The 1,846-nt window shown below is 74.6% G+C and carries 1 protein-coding gene and 1 pseudogene; both read left to right on the top strand.

The features are described 5' to 3' along the window. The first annotated feature begins 133 nt into the window (after positions 1-133). Positions 134-1,165: a TolB-like translocation protein gene (locus KS423_RS44695; protein ID WP_224285402.1), complete on the top strand. Its 1,032-nt coding sequence runs from the start codon at positions 134-136 to the stop codon at positions 1,163-1,165. A gap of 122 nt (positions 1,166-1,287) precedes the next feature. Then, positions 1,288-1,846 (top strand): annotated as a pseudogene (locus KS423_RS44690) (hypothetical protein); the annotation flags it as partial.

Raw genomic sequence — 1,846 nt, 5'->3', positions numbered from 1 at the left:
CGGCGCTGGGCTGGTCGGCGGGGGCGCTGGCGCTGTGCGTGCTCGGCGCGGCGGTGGTGCTGCGCCCGTCCGAACCGGCTGCCGCCGCTGCTGCCGGGAAGCCCGAACCCGTCCCCGCCGCCGAGGAGAACCCGTGAACCCGCAGAACCGGACCAGGGTGATCGTGCTGCTGGTCGCCGTCGTGCTGCTCGGCGCCGTCGGCACCGGAGCCGTGCTCTACGCCGCCGACCGCACCGCCCGTCGGGACGAGGTCCAGCCCGGCGGGCCGGAGGTCGCCTCCGGCACCGTCTCGCTCCAGGCGTCCGGCCACGGCCGGCAGTTGCTGTTCCGCAACATGGCCTGGGGCCCGCACCGGGACGAGATCACCACCGTCGCCGCCGACCGCCCCGACGGCCCGCGCACCGCCTCCGGCGTCCGGTGTCTGCGCTTCCACGCCGCCGCGGGCACCGGCATCTGCCTCCAGGCCCAGCACGGCGCGCTGGAGGACACCTACCGCGCCGTCGTCCTGGACGACCACCTGCGCGAACTCCGCTCGTTCCCGGCGGCCGGCATCCCCACCCGCTCCCGGGTCTCGCCGTCCGGGCACCTCGCCGCCTGGACGGTCTTCGTCAGCGGCGACTCGTACGCGGGCAGCGACTTCTCCACCCGCACCTCGATCGTGGACGTCCGGGACTGGAACCTGCGGGAGAACCTGGAGGACTTCGCGGTCGTCCTGGACGGCCACCCGTACCAGGCGCACGACATCAACGTCTGGGGCGTCACCTTCGCCGACGACAACACCTTCTACGCCACCCTCGCCAGCGCCGGGCAGACCCACCTCGTCCGCGGCGACCTCGCCGCCCGCACCCTCACCACCCTGCACGACAACGTCGAGTGCCCCTCGCTCTCGCCGGACGGCACCCGCGTCGCGTACAAGAAGCGCGTCCCCGGCCTGCCCGCCGACGCCCCGTGGCGGCTGTACGTGCTCGACCTCGCCACCATGACGGAGACCGCCACCGCCGAGCAGCGCAACATCGACGACCAGGCGCTCTGGTCCGGCGACGGCACCCTGCTCTACGCCCTGCCCGGCGACTACGGCGCCGACCTGTGGACCGTCCCGGCGGACGGTTCGGGCAGTGCGCAGCCGGTCACCAGGGCCGCGGTCGCCCCCGCCTACCTGGGCTGAGGAACTCTCGGCTACGGTCCCACGTCGAGCAGAGTGTGACGTCCTGATCAGGCGTTCCGAACGAATGTCCTGATCAGACGTCCTGATCGAGCGTTCTGACCGAACGGGGGAGCAAGACAACCGTGGACGGCATCCCACCCGAGCGCATGGTGGCCGACTCCTGGCCCGCCCTGCACGGCCGCCCGGTCCTGCGACGCACCGTCGCCGTCGGGCTGGTGCTCTGCGTGTCCGTCGCCGCAGCCCTGGTGGTGCGCGGTGTCAACGCGCTCACCGCCGGCCGCACCGGCCGCGAGACCGACCGTGACCGCGCCGAACGACTGGCCGGCTTGCACCCCTCCCAGCACCCCGGGGTCGGCCGCTTCTACGTCCCGGTCGGCGCCGTCTACACCCACACCTCCGACGGTGCCCCGGTCGCCTACCTGCACTACCGCCTCGGCGGCGGCAGGGCCCCCGGCCTCGGCGACTTCCTCAGCGCCTACGACCTCCCCTCGCCCGGCCCGGCCGCCCCCCTCCCGGCCGACCTGCTCGCCGCCCTCGGCGGTGACGAGCCGGCCGAGGCCCCGGAACTCCCCGAGTCCCCGCTGCCGCCGGGCGCCACCCCCACCGTCGCCGCCACCCCCACCGAGAGCCCGTCCGCGGAGTCCGACCCCACCCTCCCCTCCACCCCCACCCCGGAACCCA

The sequence above is a fragment of the Streptomyces sp. LS1784 genome (genome assembly GCF_020103755.1).
In the GTDB taxonomy this organism is placed as follows: Bacteria; Actinomycetota; Actinomycetes; order Streptomycetales; family Streptomycetaceae; genus Kitasatospora.
The sequence above is the reverse complement of the archived record's forward strand: the minus strand, read 5'-3'. Positions and strand labels throughout refer to the sequence as shown.